The organism is Sedimentitalea sediminis, assembly GCF_042687825.1.
In the GTDB taxonomy this organism is placed as follows: Bacteria; Pseudomonadota; Alphaproteobacteria; order Rhodobacterales; family Rhodobacteraceae; genus Sedimentitalea.
Genome location: NZ_JBHUQE010000011.1, coordinates 72,031 through 85,892, shown reverse-complemented (window position 1 = coordinate 85,892; position 13,862 = coordinate 72,031). Strand labels below are relative to the sequence as shown.

General features: G+C 62.9%; 18 protein-coding genes. 8 read left to right on the top strand and 10 right to left on the bottom strand.

Translation table 11 applies throughout. From position 1 onward, the window contains the following. Positions 1-60: 60 nt before the first annotated feature. The 6 genes from ACFMPD_RS11020 to folK all read right to left on the bottom strand — a co-directional run bounded on the left by ACFMPD_RS11020 (position 61) and on the right by folK (position 5,637). Entirely contained in the window at positions 61-888 is an 828-nt protein-coding gene (locus ACFMPD_RS11020) for an MBL fold metallo-hydrolase (RefSeq protein ID WP_380994061.1), read from the bottom strand. A 102-nt stretch (positions 889-990) separates the two neighbouring features. Then, positions 991-1,737: a pyridoxine 5'-phosphate synthase gene (locus ACFMPD_RS11015; RefSeq protein ID WP_380994059.1), complete on the bottom strand. Its 747-nt coding sequence runs from the start codon at positions 1,735-1,737 to the stop codon at positions 991-993. A gap of 33 nt (positions 1,738-1,770) precedes the next feature. Further along, a complete protein-coding gene (locus ACFMPD_RS11010) occupies positions 1,771-2,427 on the bottom strand; it encodes a DUF2062 domain-containing protein (RefSeq protein WP_380994057.1) in 657 nt (218 codons plus the stop codon). 29 nt (positions 2,428-2,456) lie between these two features. Then, positions 2,457-4,589 (bottom strand): RelA/SpoT family protein, encoded by a 2,133-nt coding sequence (locus ACFMPD_RS11005; protein ID WP_380994055.1) that lies wholly within the window; start codon positions 4,587-4,589, stop codon positions 2,457-2,459. Between the two features lie 31 nt (positions 4,590-4,620). Next, a complete protein-coding gene (gene rpoZ / locus ACFMPD_RS11000; protein ID WP_380994053.1) occupies positions 4,621-4,974 on the bottom strand; it encodes a DNA-directed RNA polymerase subunit omega in 354 nt (117 codons plus the stop codon). A 93-nt stretch (positions 4,975-5,067) separates the two neighbouring features. Continuing rightward, positions 5,068-5,637, bottom strand: a complete 570-nt coding sequence (gene folK, locus ACFMPD_RS10995; RefSeq protein WP_380994052.1) for a 2-amino-4-hydroxy-6-hydroxymethyldihydropteridine diphosphokinase — start codon at positions 5,635-5,637, stop codon at positions 5,068-5,070. A 135-nt stretch (positions 5,638-5,772) separates the two neighbouring features. On the opposite strand from folK, the gene ACFMPD_RS10990 reads away from it, so the two are divergent. From ACFMPD_RS10990 to ACFMPD_RS10965, 6 genes are all read left to right on the top strand, one after another. Further along, entirely contained in the window at positions 5,773-6,348 is a 576-nt protein-coding gene (locus ACFMPD_RS10990) for a LabA-like NYN domain-containing protein (RefSeq protein WP_380994050.1), read from the top strand. A gap of 155 nt (positions 6,349-6,503) precedes the next feature. Then, positions 6,504-7,448, top strand: a complete 945-nt coding sequence (gene ispH / locus ACFMPD_RS10985; RefSeq protein ID WP_380994048.1) for a 4-hydroxy-3-methylbut-2-enyl diphosphate reductase — start codon at positions 6,504-6,506, stop codon at positions 7,446-7,448. A gap of 16 nt (positions 7,449-7,464) precedes the next feature. Further along, positions 7,465-8,079: a LysE family translocator gene (locus ACFMPD_RS10980; protein WP_380994047.1), complete on the top strand. Its 615-nt coding sequence runs from the start codon at positions 7,465-7,467 to the stop codon at positions 8,077-8,079. After that, a complete protein-coding gene (locus tag ACFMPD_RS10975; RefSeq protein ID WP_380994045.1) occupies positions 8,076-8,528 on the top strand; it encodes a DUF3429 domain-containing protein in 453 nt (150 codons plus the stop codon). The genes ACFMPD_RS10980 and ACFMPD_RS10975 overlap by 4 nt, the downstream gene beginning before the upstream one ends. A gap of 45 nt (positions 8,529-8,573) precedes the next feature. After that, positions 8,574-9,041, top strand: a complete 468-nt coding sequence (gene rnhA / locus ACFMPD_RS10970) for a ribonuclease HI (RefSeq protein ID WP_380994043.1) — start codon at positions 8,574-8,576, stop codon at positions 9,039-9,041. Beyond that, complete coding sequence (locus ACFMPD_RS10965) at positions 9,038-9,661, top strand: trimeric intracellular cation channel family protein (RefSeq protein ID WP_380994042.1); 624 nt, start codon at positions 9,038-9,040, stop codon at positions 9,659-9,661. Before rnhA ends, ACFMPD_RS10965 begins: the two co-directional genes overlap by 4 nt. A gap of 1 nt (position 9,662) precedes the next feature. Here the strand turns inward: ACFMPD_RS10965 and ACFMPD_RS10960 are convergent, their stop codons facing one another. The 4 genes from ACFMPD_RS10960 to ACFMPD_RS10945 all read right to left on the bottom strand — a co-directional run bounded on the left by ACFMPD_RS10960 (position 9,663) and on the right by ACFMPD_RS10945 (position 11,464). Then, positions 9,663-9,896: a GlsB/YeaQ/YmgE family stress response membrane protein gene (locus ACFMPD_RS10960; protein WP_380994041.1), complete on the bottom strand. Its 234-nt coding sequence runs from the start codon at positions 9,894-9,896 to the stop codon at positions 9,663-9,665. Between the two features lie 9 nt (positions 9,897-9,905). Then, entirely contained in the window at positions 9,906-10,142 is a 237-nt protein-coding gene (locus ACFMPD_RS10955) for a hypothetical protein (RefSeq protein ID WP_380994039.1), read from the bottom strand. A gap of 15 nt (positions 10,143-10,157) precedes the next feature. Next, positions 10,158-11,066: a methionyl-tRNA formyltransferase gene (fmt, locus tag ACFMPD_RS10950; RefSeq protein ID WP_380994038.1), complete on the bottom strand. Its 909-nt coding sequence runs from the start codon at positions 11,064-11,066 to the stop codon at positions 10,158-10,160. A 203-nt stretch (positions 11,067-11,269) separates the two neighbouring features. Next, complete coding sequence (locus tag ACFMPD_RS10945; protein ID WP_380994036.1) at positions 11,270-11,464, bottom strand: hypothetical protein; 195 nt, start codon at positions 11,462-11,464, stop codon at positions 11,270-11,272. A 302-nt stretch (positions 11,465-11,766) separates the two neighbouring features. On the opposite strand from ACFMPD_RS10945, the gene ACFMPD_RS10940 reads away from it, so the two are divergent. Further along, on the top strand, positions 11,767-12,381 hold the full coding sequence (locus tag ACFMPD_RS10940; protein ID WP_380994035.1) for a polysaccharide biosynthesis/export family protein: 615 nt from the start codon (positions 11,767-11,769) through the stop codon (positions 12,379-12,381). A gap of 22 nt (positions 12,382-12,403) precedes the next feature. Beyond that, complete coding sequence (locus ACFMPD_RS10935) at positions 12,404-13,816, top strand: hypothetical protein (protein ID WP_380994033.1); 1,413 nt, start codon at positions 12,404-12,406, stop codon at positions 13,814-13,816. The last annotated feature ends 46 nt before the right edge of the window (positions 13,817-13,862 follow it).

Sequence of the window (13,862 nt, the reverse complement as noted above, 5' to 3'; positions counted from 1 at the left end):
CGTCTGGTGCTCATCCGGCGGGATGTGCCACGGTTCCCGACGAATTGGCAAGTCGGAGGATCAGTTGACCAGCCCCTCGCGGGTCAGGTAGTCGGCCATGCCCTGAATGTTCAGTTCACGCCAGGCTTCGTATTGCATCCAGCCGCTGTAATCCGCCAGCATCAGGTCGGCCTGAATCTGCTCGACCGTCGCACCGGCCTGCAACCCGGCCAGCACGCCGCTGCGCAGATCGGTGAAATAGTCCAGATGCGCCTGCAAGTCGGCATGGGTGCCGATCGGTCCGTGACCGGGCGCGAATATCTCGAAATCCATCGCCTGGGCGGCCTTGATCTGGGCCATCCAGTCATCCAGGTTGGCGCCCCCCATATCGCGGTAAGGCAACCGGTTGGGCGCCGCCACATCGACGACAAAGCCGACATTCTCGGGCCGCACCACCGCTGCAATCATGTCCTGACCATGTCCGGGGCCGAGATAGGTCAGTTCAACCGTCTTGCCGCCCACTTCCAGCACATGGCTGTCGCCCACCCGCAGATCCGGTGAGACACCGTCGATGCTGTCCGGGGCGTTTTCATGCGCGATGACCTGCGCTTCCGGATGCGCGGCGCCGCCCGAAGCATGATCCAGGTGGCTGTGGGAATAGATCAGATGGGTCACCGGCTGATCGGTGATTTCGGAAAGGTTGTCGTTCAGCCAGGCGCCGGCTTCGGCGTTGATCGGATCGATCCTGACGGTCCCCTCGTCGGTGACAACGATCAGCGACTGGTGGAAATTGTTCTGGAACAGATAGACATCGCCCTTGACTGGAATGAGCTTGCGCACCGTGTCCTGCGCCGCCAGCGGCGCGGCGACGAACAGGGCCAGGGTGACAGCGGAAACAATGTGCCGCATGATGGAACCTCCCAAATGATGTGATGTGACGTATCGCGTCCACAGCCTGCCGTGCCGGTGTCCAGCGGGCAATCGGCACCGCCCCGGCCTCACGCGAAAGTGTCAGCCCCGGGCTGCGTCCATCAGGCGGCGCATCTCGGCAATCGCCGGCTCCAGCCCGCGAAAGATCGCCTCGCCGATCAGGAAATGCCCGATATTCAACTCGCGCACCTCGGGAAAGGCGGCAATCGGCGTCACCGAGTCATAGGTCAGCCCATGCCCGGCATGCACTTCCAGCCCCAGGGAATGCGCATAGGCCGACATCTCGCGCAGCGCCTGCAGCTCGGCCTGATACGCCTCCATCCGGCCCTCGGAGAACGCATCGCAATAAGCGCCGGTATGCAGCTCGATCACTTCGGCGCCGATCCGATGCGCGGCGTCGATCTGACGCCGGTCGGCAGCGATAAAGATCGACACGCGACACCCGGCCTCGCGCAGCGGCGCGATGAAATGCGCCAGCCGGTTTTCTTCGCGCGCCACCTCGAGCCCGCCCTCGGTGGTGCGTTCCTCGCGCTTTTCCGGCACGATACAGACCGCATGCGGTTTGTGGCGCAGGGCGATCTGCTGCATCTCGTCGGTTGCCGCCATCTCGAAATTCAGCGGGATCGACAAAACCTGCATCAGCCCGTCAATATCGGCATCGCTGATATGACGGCGGTCTTCGCGCAGATGCGCGGTGATGCCGTCGGCCCCGGCCTGCTCTGCGACCTGCGCCGCGCGCAGCGGATCGGGATAGGCGCCGCCGCGGGCGTTGCGCACCGTCGCGACATGGTCGATATTCACGCCGAGGCGCAGGGGCTGATCTGTCATTGCGCAGGTTCCGTTCAGAGCGTCCCGCGCAGCCTAATCCCGTTTGTCCCCCGCGTCAGCCTCGGACTCGGCCTTTTTTCGGATCGCGTCGAATTTCTTTTTGATCACTTTCTTGCGGCGCTTTTGATAGGCGCGGATCAGCGGCAGGCTGAGCACGTAACAGACCGTGCCCGCGACGATGCCGGGGACCAGCCCGCCGATGAGATAGGGAAAGAACACCTCGTCATAAAACACGCTCAGCCCGGACCAGTCAGGCTCGCCTCCGGCAAACAGGGCGATAAAGTTGTTCTTGAGATCGCCCAGCGCATCGACGAATTTTCCGCTGAACGAACGCGCATCGCCCTCTTCAAAGGTCGTGCCGAGCAAGAAATGTCCGGTTTTCAGCGAAATGAACCCGATCGGGACATAGGTCAGCGGATTGCCGAAGAACGTCGCCATGAGCGCCGCCAGGATGTTTCCACGCATGATCCGGGCGATGATAAAGGCGATAAGGAAATGCAGGCTGTAAAACGGGGTAAAGGTGGTAAAGACCCCGGCCCAAATGCCACGCGCAATACGTTCGGGGGTGTCCGGCAGACGTCTGACCCGGTGTTTCACATAGTGAAAGGCCCGGGTCCAGCCCCCCCTCGGGTACAGGAAATCCGCGATCACGCGCAGCACGGAGCGTCGGTCACGGCGTCTGAATACCAAGGGCTCGTCCTTTGCTGTCCCGGTTCAAATCAATTGACCGCGGCGTGAACCTTGGCCTTTTCTCTATGGCGCTCGACGGCGGCGACGTCGCTGTCCGCCTCCAGCGCCAGCATCAGCGACAGCAATTGTTCGACATCCCGCAATTCGACCTTGACGATAATGCGGTAAAAATCGGGTTTCCGGTCGACGAATTCCAGATCGCTGATATTGGCCTTCTTTTCGCCGATCAATGTGCAAATGCGCCCCAGGACGCCGGCGTCATTACCGATGGTCAGATCCAGCGTGGCGCCATAGACCGCCGGATGGGTGCCGCTGTGCCAGTGCAGATCGACCCAGCGGTCCGGCTGATCCTCGTATTCGCTCAGCTTGTCGCAGTCGATCGCATGTACGACGACACCCTTGCCGCGAAAGGTGATCCCAAGAATGCGTTCGCCCGGCAGCGGCTGACAGCAGGGTGCGCGTTCAAACGACTGGCCCGGGCTCAGGCCGATCACCGCGCGGCGCAGCGGAATCTGATCGCCCTCGTCGGGGGCGAGATCCGGATAGACCGCCTGCACCACGTCATGCGCGGTCAGTTCGGCGCTGCCCAGACGGGCCAGCAATTCCTTGCGCCCCTTCAGCCGAAGGTGTTTTGCCGCCGTGTCCAGCGCCTTGTCGGTGGCCTTGCGTCCCACATGTTCAAAAGCCGACCGTGCAAGTTCCTGGCCCAGCTTGACGAACCGCTCGCGGTCGACCTCGCGCAGAGCCCGACGGATCGCGGTGCGGGCCTTGCCGGTGGTGGCGATGTCCAGCCAGCTGGCCTGCGGAGTCTGCCCCTCGGCGGTGATGACCTCGACCGACTGGCCGTTTTTCAGCCGGGTCCACAACGGCACGCGCAGCCCGTCGACCTTGGCCCCGACGCAGGAGCCGCCGATGCGGGTGTGGATGGCATAGGCGAAATCGATCGGCGTGGCGCCGCGCGGCAACTTGACGACATCGCCCTTGGGGGTAAAGCAAAAGACCTGATCCGAATACATCTCCAGTTTGACCGCTTCGAGAAAATCCTCGTGATCCTCTTCGGCGTCGAACTGTTCGGTCAGCCCGGATATCCATTTCGCCGGATCCACCGCAAACGGGTTTTCCGTGCGCACCCCGTCACGATAGGACCAGTGCGCCGCAACGCCGGTTTCGGCCACGTCATGCATCTGGCGGGTGCGGATCTGCACCTCGACGCGTTTGCCGTCGCGCCCTGATACCGTGGTGTGAATGGACCGGTACCCGTTGGTCTTGGGCTGGCTGATGTAATCCTTGAACCGCCCCGGCACGGCCCGCCAGCGCCGGTGGATCGCACCCAGCGTGCGATAGCAATCCTCTTCGCTGCCGGTGATGATGCGAAATCCGTAAATGTCGGACAGGCGCGAGAACCCCTGTTCCTTTTCCTGCATCTTGCGCCAGATCGAATAGGGTTTCTTGGCGCGTCCAAAGACTTCGGCCTCGATTCCGGCCTTTTCCAATTCGTGGCGCATGTCGCCGGTGATGCGTTGGATGACGTCGCCGGTTTCGCGCTGCAGAGTGATGAACCGGCGGATGATCGACTGCCGGCCCTCGGGGTTGAGGACACGAAACGACAGGTCTTCCAGCTCTTCGCGCATCCACTGCATGCCCATGCGCCCGGCCAGCGGCGCATAGATGTCCATGGTTTCGCGCGCCTTTTGCACCTGCTTGTCCGGGCGCATCGACTTGATCGTGCGCATGTTGTGCAACCGGTCGGCCAGCTTGACCAGGATCACCCGCAGATCCTTGGACATGGCCATGAACAGCTTGCGGAAATTCTCGGCCTGTTTGGTCTCGGTGCTGGACAACTGCAGGTTGGTCAGCTTGGTAACACCGTCGACCAATTCGGCGACTTCGCGCCCGAACCGGGACTCGACCTCGCCATACGAGGCCTTGGTGTCCTCGATCGTGTCATGCAGCAGCGCGGTGATGATCGTGGCGTCGTCCAGCCGCTGTTCGGTCAGAATGGCAGCGACGGCGACGGGATGCGAGAAATACGGCTCGCCGGAATGGCGGAACTGCCCCTCGTGCATCTGCAGCCCGTACTCATAGGCGTCGGCGATGCGCCGGGCATTGGCCTTGGGGTTGTAGTTGCGGACCAGCGCAATCAGATCTTCAACTGCAATCATCCGGTCCGCACCTCGGAGTGTCGCGCCTGGCTCAGCCCTGGCCCTGCGCCTCCATCAGCGCCCGCAACAGCTTTTCCTCGGACATGTCGTCATCGGCGGGCTTGTCCGCCTCGGCCCCCATCAACAGCGCCATGCTGTCCTCTTCGGGCTCGTCGACCTCGATCTGGCTCTGGTTGCTTTCGATCAGACGTTCGCGCAGATCGTCGGCGCGCTGGGTCTCGTCGGCAATCTCGCGCAGTGACACGACCGGGTTCTTGTCGTTGTCCCGATCCACGGTAATCGCGGCACCGGCAGAAATCTCGCGCGCCCGATGGGCGGCCAGCATCACCAGTTCGAACCGGTTCGGAACCTTGTCAACGCAGTCTTCGACCGTTACGCGGGCCATCGGCGACTCTCCAACAGATAATTTCGTCCAGAAGGGGCGTATGTAGTCGCGAATCTGCCGATTGACAAGCAGAGAATCACCTGATCCGTCCGGTCACAACGGGCGGATCGCGTCTCGTTCCCCTGCCGGCAGATCGGCGCAGAGCTGCCTTACGGTGCGCCCCAGCACCGGATGCCGCCAGTCCGGCAGGATATCGGCCAGCGGCACCAGTACAAAGGCGCGGTCCTGCAGCCGCGGATGCGGCAGGATCAGCCGCTGGGGCGCCGCCCGTCTCTGCTCGGCCGGCGGCAGGTTCAGCCAATGTGCGAAACCGGCGCGGTCAGGGTGGATGGTGTCACCATGCAGCAACAGGTCCAGATCCAGCGTACGCATGCCCCAGCGGGTGTCGCGGGCCCGACCGAACCGGCTTTCGATATCGTGCAACCTATGCAAGATCTGCTCGGGGGGCGTCCCGGCACCTATGGCAACGGCCGCGTTGACATAGTCGGGGCCGGCACCGGCCGGAAAGCAGGGGGTGCGGAAAAACCGGCTGACCGCGCGAATCACCAGACCGGATTCAGCCAGAGCCTGAATCGCCTGCATCAGGGTTGTTTCGACCGGAAAATCGGAAAAAGGCAGGTTTCCGCCCAACCCAATCGCAATATCTGACCGGAATTCGATCATTTTTGACCAATAATCCCTTAACCACTATACTTGCGATACATGCCAATTCTCCTATTTTAAGTCTACCGCTCCGTCAAAATTTAAGCACTCACTCACGGAACTGACGACGGAACGGATTACCGGAAGGACCAATTGATGTTTTACAAGGACGAACGGCTCGCGCTGTTCATCGATGGGTCGAATCTCTACGCGGCAGCGAAAGCACTGGGTTTTGATATCGACTACAAGTTGTTGCGCCAGGAATTCATGCGACGCGGAAAAATGCTGCGTGCATTCTATTATACGGCACTGCTTGAAAACGATGAATACTCGCCGATCCGCCCCTTGGTGGACTGGTTGCACTACAATGGCTTCACCATGGTGACAAAACCCGCCAAGGAGTACACCGACAGCATGGGGCGTCGGAAAGTCAAGGGCAACATGGATATCGAATTGACGGTGGACGCCATGGAACTGGCTCCGCGTGTCGATCATATCGTGCTGTTTTCCGGCGATGGCGATTTCCGGCCGCTGGTGGCCAGCCTGCAACGGCAGGGGGTCCGCGTTTCGGTGGTCTCGACCATTCGCAGCCAGCCGCCGATGATTTCGGACGAATTGCGCCGTCAGGCCGACAACTTCATTGAACTCGAAGAGCTCAAGGAAGTCATCGGTCGCCCGCCACGCGCCGTCATGACGGAACCGCGCAGCGTGGCAATGGCAGGCAGCCAATAGGCTGACGAAACCCGGACGAACGGCCGGAATTGCCGGACACGGCGATTCCGGGGCTGGCGTTGCAGATAGCAGTGCGCTCTGTCCGCCGTCCTCCCTGTGATCACTCTGGACCATCGACGCGCAAAGCCTTAGGTCTCGCGCCAAGGAGTGACGACATGCACAAACAACCCCTGACTCTTTATCTGGCCGCCCCGCGCGGGTTCTGCGCCGGGGTTGACCGGGCGATCAAGATCGTCGAGATGGCGCTGCTGAAATGGGGCGCGCCGGTCTATGTGCGCCACGAGATCGTGCACAACAAATTCGTGGTCGACGGGCTCAAGGCCAAGGGCGCGGTCTTTGTCGAGGAACTGGACGAATGCCCGACGGACCGGCCGGTGATCTTTTCCGCGCATGGTGTTCCAAAATCGGTTCCCGCCGAGGCGGCAGAACGCCAGATGGTCTATGTGGATGCCACCTGTCCGCTGGTCAGCAAAGTGCATATCGAGGCCCAGCGCCACGCCGAAAACGGCCTGCAGATGATCATGATCGGTCACAAGGGCCACCCGGAAACCGTCGGCACCATGGGGCAATTGCCCGAGGGCGAGGTCCTGCTGGTGGAAACCGTGCAGGATGTCGACCGGGTGCAGGTGCGCGACCCCGAGCGGATCGCCTTTGTCACCCAGACCACGCTCAGCGTCGATGACACCGCCGACATCGTCGCCGCCCTCAAGACACGTTTCCCGGCGATCATCGGACCGCACAAGGAAGACATCTGCTATGCCACCACCAACCGGCAGGAGGCGGTCAAGGCCGTAGCGCCGCTGGCCGATGCCATGCTGGTCGTGGGTGCGCCCAACTCGTCCAATTCGCGCCGGCTGGTCGAGGTCGGCACCAAGGCCGGATGCGGCTATGCGCAGCTGGTGCAACGTGCCAGCGATATCGACTGGCGGGCACTGCAGGGCGTGTCCAGCATCGGCGTGACCGCCGGCGCGTCGGCGCCCGAACGGTTGATCGCCGAGGTGATCGACGCGATCAAGGACCGCTATGACGTCACCGTCCAGACCGTCGAAACCGCCGTCGAAGATGTCGAATTCAAAGTCCCGCGCATTTTGCGGGCGTAAACGGACTGGAGGCGCCATGATCTCGATGCACTTTCTGCTGACCGCGCTGGTCGTGGTCCTGGCGCCCGGAACGGGTGTGATCTACACGCTGGCGCTGGGCCTGGGTCAGGGGCGGCGCGCAGCCACCTGGGCGGCGCTGGGCTGTACCATCGGCATCCTGCCGCATCTGGTGGCTGCCGCGCTGGGGCTGGCGGCGATCCTGCACAGCTCGGCCCTGCTGTTTCAAACCGTGAAATTCGCCGGTGTCGCCTATCTGCTGTATCTGGCCTGGCAAAGCCTGCGTTCGGGCGGCGCTCTTTCGGTCACCTCGCAGCGCCAGCCCCAGCCCGGCCCGACAATCGCCTGGCGCGGCGCCCTGCTGAACATTCTGAACCCCAAACTGTCGCTGTTCTTTCTGGCGCTGCTGCCGCCCTTTCTGTCAGGCACGCCGCAGACGGCCACCGGTGAAATGGCGCTGCTGGGCAGCATCTTCATGGCGATGACCTTTGTGGTCTTTGTGCTGTACGGCAGTTTCGCCGCCACCGCGCGGACCTATCTGCTGGGTTCTGAGCGGGTGCTGCGCTGGTTCAACCGGGGATTTGCCGCGTTGTTCGCCGCGCTGGCCGCCCGGCTTGCGATGGAACGCGCATGAGCCGGGTGCCCACCGCACCGCTGCTGTTGGGTCTGGCCGGGCTGATCCCGTTCCTGTGGGGCGCGGCAAGCTATCTGAACGGGGATCTTCAGGCCTGGGGCGCGGCCCGGCTGGGTCCGCGTTTCGTCGGCCCCTATGTGCAACTGTTTTATGGCTCGGTGATCCTGTCCTTCATGTCCGGCGTGCTGTGGGGGTTTGCCACCCGGACCAGCGGTGGACAGGCCGCCACCGGCTATGCGCTGTCGGTGATCCCGGCGCTCTGGGCCTTTTTCATGACCGGGGGCGGTCCGGTCAGCGCCGGCAGCAATCTGATATTCGGCTTTTCCGCTCTGCTGCTCCTGGACTACGCCTTTTTCCGTTGGGGCCTGACCCCGCCCTGGTGGATGCGCCTGCGCCTGGTTCTGACGCTGGTCGCGGTGGCCTGCCTGTCTGTGGGAGTAGTGATGTGACCGACGCCTCCCCCCTGACCGTCCGGAAACGCCGGACCGATGCCCATGGCTGACCTTTTTGCCTATACAGACGGCGCGTGCTCGGGCAATCCCGGCCCCGGCGGCTGGGGGGTTTTGCTGCGCGCGATGAACGGCGACAAGGTCGTCAAGGAACGCGAGCTCAGCGGCGGCGAGGCCAACACCACCAATAACCGCATGGAGTTGCTGGCCGCCATCCATGCGCTCGAGGCGCTGGGACGTGCCAGCGCCATCACTATTGTGACCGACAGCCAGTATGTCAAAAACGGCGTGACCAGCTGGATCCACGGCTGGAAACGCAACGGCTGGAAGACCGCCGCGAAGAAACCGGTCAAGAACGCCGAATTATGGCAGCGCCTGGACGCTGCACAGGCCGGACATCAGGTCAAATGGGAATGGGTCAAGGGCCACGCCGGGCATCCGGAAAACGAACGCGCCGACGAACTGGCCCGTGCCGGAATGGCCCCTTTCAAAACAAAGGCTGCGGGCAAATGACGTTTCTGGCGCTGCTGGATTATGGTTCCGTCCTGATCTTTGCCCTGACCGGCGCGCTGGTCGCCAGCCGGGCACAGCTGGATCTGGTGGGCTTTGCCTTTATCGCCTGCCTGACAGCGGTCGGCGGCGGTACCGTGCGCGATCTGCTGCTGGGGCGCGACCCGGTATTCTGGATCGGTCAGCCGGCCTATATCCTGATCGGGGTCGCGGCGGCGATCACCGTGTTCTTTACCGCCCACCTGATGGAAAGCCGCTATCGCTGGCTGTTGTGGCTGGACAGTTTCGCGCTGTCCATCGCGGTGGCCGCCGGCACCGGTGTGGCGATCGCACAGGCCCAGCCCGGTGTCATCGTCGTCCTGATGGGCGTCGCCACAGGCTGCCTGGGCGGGCTGATGCGTGACGTCGTGGTCGGGGAAATCCCGTTGGTCCTGAAACAGGGCGAACTGTATGCCACCGCCGCGCTGGCGGGATCGGGCGCGGCGATGCTGGCGCTGACACTGGGCAGCGACACCCGGCTTGCCCTGCTGATCGCCGCGGCGGTCTGCTGGGTGCTGCGCGCCGGCTCGATGGCCTTTGGCTGGCGCCTGCCGGTCTATAAAAGCCGCCCGCCTCGGGTCTGATTCAGCGCCGATAGCGCTGCCACAGCCAGATCAGCAACAGCGCCCCCAGAACCGCGCCGACAAAGCCCGACATCGCCCCCATCACGGTACTCAGCACCCGCAGCACCAGCCCGCCGATCAGCGCACCGGCAATGCCGATGAACATGGTCGTGGGAATGTCGGCCTCGATCCGCATCAGCCGCGTCGCCAGAAAGCCGGCGGCCGCGCCGATGATGATCAGGGCTATGATACTCATGACAACGCCTCACTTGCGCCAGTGGGTCGGCACGATGATCAGAGCGCCGACAGACGACAGGATCGCGTTCAGGCCCGGCGAGCCAAAACCGATCCCGAACATGATCCGCACGAAATAGAACAGAAAAGCCCCGCCGATACAGATGATGATCGACGCCAGATATCCGTTCCGGGTGAACCCCGTCCGCTCGGAAAGATAGCCGACGATCCCGGCAATGACCACGGTGCCGATCAGGGTTGGGAACATCCGGGACTCCTGAACCTAAAGCCGGGTGCCCGCGGGCACCGGACGGCCCCGCAGAAAGCTTTCGGCGTCCTGTGCCGCCTTGCCCGCCCGTTGCAGGCGCGACAGGGTAACCGCGCCCTCGGCGCAGGCAACCGTCAGGGCGTCGTCCAGCACCTGGCCCGGCGGACCGCTCCGGTCTGCAACCAGCCGCGAGGCCAGCAGTTTCACCCGTTCGCCGGCGATTTCGGTCCAGGCGCCGGGAAAGGGCGACAGGCCGCGGATCAGCCGGTCGACCTCGGCGGCTGGCCGGGCCCAGTCCACACGGGCTTCGGCCTTGTCGATCTTGGCGGCATAGGTGACCCCGGCCTGCGGCTGGGGTTCGGGTGTCAGCGTATCGAGCCGCGCCAGCGCCGAGACGATCTGCTCGGCCCCCATCTGCGACAGCCGGTCATGCAGCGCCCCGGTGGTTTCTCCGGGCCGGATCGCGGTTTCGGCGCGCAGCAGCACCGGGCCGGTATCCAGCCCGGCCTCCATCTGCATGATGCAGACCCCGGTTTCGGCGTCTCCGGCCAAGATCGCGCGATGGATCGGCGCCGCCCCGCGCCAGCGCGGCAGAAGGCTGGCATGGATGTTCAGACAGCCATGTTCCGGCGTATCCAGCACCGCTTGCGGCAGGATCAGACCATAGGCCACAACCACGGCAACGTCGGGCCGGAAACCGGCGAACTCGGCCTGTGCCTCGACCGATTTCAGAGAGGTGGGATGGCGTACCGGCAGCCCCAGTTCCTCGGCACAGGTCTGCACCGGGCCGGGCCGGGCCTTTTTGCCGCGCCCTGCCGGGCGCGGCGGTTGGCAATAGACCGCCGCAATCTCGTGCCCCGCCTGCACCAGCGCCCGCAGCACCGGCACGGAAAAGTCGGGCGTTCCCATGAATATTAAGCGCATTGATGCATCCCTGATTTCGGATTTCTATCCACGTCGCCGCTCGGGCGCAAACGGCGCTATCGTGATGGGCTGTCTATTCCCAAGACCAAACGGCTTTGCAACCTGAAAGCCGGTTTTCGGGCGTGTGGCGGTTGTGGTTCAGGAAGAACAGGCGCGCCGTATCCTTGGCCGCCGCACCGGGCGGTCACACGAATCGCGAGGGATCAAAAGTCACGGGCGGTCCCGCGCTCCTGCGACCAGCTTGCCAACAGAAAGGCCAGGCAACAATACAGCGCCACCGCGCTTCCGGTGCCGGAATAGGCCAATACCGAAGCCCAGACCGAACCGCTGGTCAGCAGAATGATCCCACCGGAAACCATGCCGGCCAGAGCTCCGAGAAAGACGAATGCTATGATCACCTGTTCGACCCGACCAGTTCTGTTGCGGACTTTTGCATAGGATCACTCTACTCTTGATTGTACATATGAGAAGCTGAATCTGCTCGGGATCGGCTGAATCACACCGGGATATTCACAACTATCGGCGGATCCCCGCCAATTGCACACCGAATCCAACCGGTACGATCTGTTGCAGGATCGGCACGTCCGCCGGTTCGTTTGGCGCCAGGCCGCGCATCGCGTTGGAAACACCTTTTGAAGAATTGAAAAACCGCGTAAAAACCAGCGGGGGCCACGCCTATGGACCAAACAAGAGAAAGCCCATGATGACACGGTTTCTAACGCTTCTGACATCCCTTCTGATCCTGCCTTTCGCAGCCTCCGTCCTGCATGCGCAGGACAGCTACAAGATCAAGGCCGGCGACGTGTTGCGAATCGAGGTCCTGGAGGATTCCAGCATCAACCGAGAATCGCTGGTTCTGCCGGATGGCCGCGTCTCGGTCCCTCTGGTCGGCTCGGTTCAGGTCGGCGGTCGCAATGTGGATGAAGTGCGCGCCGACATCGTGAAACAGCTGCGGCCGAATTTCGCCGCCGATCCCACGGTTTTCGTATCGCTGTCCCAGCTGGCGCCGTCGCGTGGCAGCCGGTCGGGCGGCTCGCGCAAGCTGTCGATCTACATGCTGGGCGAGGTCAACAGCCCCGGCATCATGGAAGTGAAACGCGGCACCACGTTTCTGCAGGCACTGGCCGCGGGCGGCGGTGTGACCCGGTTCGGCGCCACCAAGCGGCTGCAGCTGCGGCGGGCCGACGCCAATGGCCGGCAACAGATCTATACATTCAACGTCAAGGACATCATTGACGGGAAATCCAGCATCAGCACGCCGATACTGCAAGACGGCGATGTGATCATCGTGCCGCAACGCAGATTGTTCGAATAACCTCCCGGGCAAGGGGACAGTGGTGTATAAGGGACTGATCGCAACCGCCGCCTTCGCCGGCAGCGTCGTTGTCGCCTCTGCTCCTGCTCAAGCGCAGGAAGACGAGGACTATGGCAGCCTGCGGCAACGTCTGCGGATCGAGCAGGAATTCGGCGCGGGCGACAACCTCGGGCTGGAAGTGCCCAGCGAAGGACGGACTTCGTTGGCGACGACGCGCCTGTCCTACGGGCTGGAGAGCAAGACCCGCCTGCAGGAACTGTCGCTGGCGGTCGGTGGCGCGCTGCGGTTTGGCGATGTCGCGGCGGGCAACAACATCAAGACCGGATTTGTCGATCCGCTGATCGGCCTGCGCTATCTGCGCGACACCGGCAATGCCGCGCTGTCGGTCGATGCCGACTATCGCCAGACCGATATCTCGCTGGCCGCGCCGCTATGGACCTTTTTGGATCAGGACGGGATCATCCGCCCACCAAGCGATTTTTCCAACATTCGCGGTTCCGGCGAACGCCGTGCCTATCGCATCAACGCTGAACTGGAAACCGGCAAACAGGCGCCATTCGGGTTGCGTTTTCTGGCCGGTGCCGATGGCACCGACTATATCGACGCGACCGACCCCGGCCTGTCCGACTACGACAATACCGATCTGGGCCTGTCTGCTCTTTTCCGGTTCAACCAGGTTACAACCGGCTTTGTCGATCTGCGCTATTCCACCTACAGCAACCAGAATGCCGCGGAAACCGAGCGCGAAACGCAGACCTTCGAAGCCGGATTCGACCGAGAAATCTCGGCTCGTGCCAGCCTGAATTTCCGCGCCGGCTATACCGATGTCGACACCACCGAAACCGATATCGGCACCAACTTGCGCGGTACCCGGAAACGATCGGGACCCAGCGGCAGAGTCGGCTATGCGCTGGAAATGCCCAATGGCGACTTTCGGTCGGATTTCGATTTGACCCAGAACAGTTCGGGCCAGCGCGGCACGCTGCGCTTCACCCGCAGTCTGACCCTGCCACGCGGCAGCCTGTCGGCGAATATCGGTCTCACCAGTTTCGACAGCTCGGACCCGCGCGTCATTGGCGGCCTCTACTGGACCCATGAACTGCCCTCCAGCCGGTTCAATCTGCGCCTGACGCGCGACGTCTTTGTCGACAGCAATGACGAGGACCAGTTCAGCAATTTCCTGATTGCCGGCTACACGCATGACATCAATTCGGTGTCCAGCGTCTCGGCCGACCTTTCGCTCAGCTATAACGAGGCGACCACGACCAACGGGGCGACGCGCCGCGGCACCGCTTTGCTGGTCTATAATCACACCCTGACTCGCGACTGGAGCATGAATGCCGGCGTCGAATTCAAGGTGCTGGACGAAGATGTCAGCGGCCGCGCTGAGTCCAGCGCGCTGTTTTTCGGCATTGGTCGGAATTTCGACTTTTAAACCGCTACTGGATCAGGCCTGTCCGCACCGGCCAGCACGGGGCTGG

Excerpts from the sequence above, each read along its gene's own strand:
- ACFMPD_RS11020 (WP_380994061.1), bottom strand. The coding sequence starts at position 888 with ATGCGGCACATTGTTTCCGCTGTCACCCTGGCCCTGTTCGTCGCCGCG.
- ACFMPD_RS11015 (WP_380994059.1), bottom strand. The coding sequence starts at position 1,737 with ATGACAGATCAGCCCCTGCGCCTCGGCGTGAATATCGACCATGTCGCG.
- ACFMPD_RS11005 (WP_380994055.1), bottom strand. The coding sequence starts at position 4,589 with ATGATTGCAGTTGAAGATCTGATTGCGCTGGTCCGCAACTACAACCCC.
- rpoZ (WP_380994053.1), bottom strand. The coding sequence starts at position 4,974 with ATGGCCCGCGTAACGGTCGAAGACTGCGTTGACAAGGTTCCGAACCGG.
- folK (WP_380994052.1), bottom strand. The coding sequence starts at position 5,637 with ATGATCGAATTCCGGTCAGATATTGCGATTGGGTTGGGCGGAAACCTG.
- ACFMPD_RS10990 (WP_380994050.1), top strand. The coding sequence starts at position 5,773 with ATGTTTTACAAGGACGAACGGCTCGCGCTGTTCATCGATGGGTCGAAT.
- ispH (WP_380994048.1), top strand. The coding sequence starts at position 6,504 with ATGCACAAACAACCCCTGACTCTTTATCTGGCCGCCCCGCGCGGGTTC.
- ACFMPD_RS10980 (WP_380994047.1), top strand. The coding sequence starts at position 7,465 with ATGATCTCGATGCACTTTCTGCTGACCGCGCTGGTCGTGGTCCTGGCG.
- ACFMPD_RS10975 (WP_380994045.1), top strand. The coding sequence starts at position 8,076 with ATGAGCCGGGTGCCCACCGCACCGCTGCTGTTGGGTCTGGCCGGGCTG.
- rnhA (WP_380994043.1), top strand. The coding sequence starts at position 8,574 with ATGGCTGACCTTTTTGCCTATACAGACGGCGCGTGCTCGGGCAATCCC.
- ACFMPD_RS10965 (WP_380994042.1), top strand. The coding sequence starts at position 9,038 with ATGACGTTTCTGGCGCTGCTGGATTATGGTTCCGTCCTGATCTTTGCC.
- ACFMPD_RS10960 (WP_380994041.1), bottom strand. The coding sequence starts at position 9,896 with ATGAGTATCATAGCCCTGATCATCATCGGCGCGGCCGCCGGCTTTCTG.
- ACFMPD_RS10955 (WP_380994039.1), bottom strand. The coding sequence starts at position 10,142 with ATGTTCCCAACCCTGATCGGCACCGTGGTCATTGCCGGGATCGTCGGC.
- fmt (WP_380994038.1), bottom strand. The coding sequence starts at position 11,066 with ATGCGCTTAATATTCATGGGAACGCCCGACTTTTCCGTGCCGGTGCTG.
- ACFMPD_RS10940 (WP_380994035.1), top strand. The coding sequence starts at position 11,767 with ATGATGACACGGTTTCTAACGCTTCTGACATCCCTTCTGATCCTGCCT.